At 67.7% G+C, this 303-nt stretch carries 1 pseudogene; it reads right to left on the bottom strand.

Annotated features, from left to right (window positions below):
• Positions 1 to 72: 72 nt before the first annotated feature.
• Positions 73 to 303, bottom strand: a pseudogene (locus tag NE591_RS14250) (hypothetical protein); the annotation flags it as partial.

Genomic DNA, 303 nt, shown 5'->3' with positions numbered 1-303 from the left:
AAACAACGGTGCCGTAAGGCCCGTCAATTCCGCTTGGGCGCCCCAGCTTCTCCCTATAGACACAGCCATGGCCTACACCGCCGTCCGCAGGGCCGGATGCGCGCCGTAGCGCCCGTCGGGGTACTGGGCGATGAGCCCGTCGCGCTGGGCCTCGGCGAGCCAAATCATGAGCCAGGTGATCGTGTCGCCAGCCGGAGCATGGTCCTCGGCCAACTGACGCAGGGCCTCCATGCCCAAAGGCTCCGCTTGCAGCGCCGCGAGCAGAGCCTCCTCGCCGAGATAGGGCTGAATCGCCTTGCCGCG

Source organism: Adlercreutzia sp. DFI.6.23, assembly GCF_024462535.1.
In the GTDB taxonomy this organism is placed as follows: domain Bacteria; phylum Actinomycetota; class Coriobacteriia; order Coriobacteriales; family Eggerthellaceae; genus Adlercreutzia; species Adlercreutzia rubneri.
The sequence above is the reverse complement of the archived record's forward strand: the minus strand, read 5'-3'. Positions and strand labels throughout refer to the sequence as shown.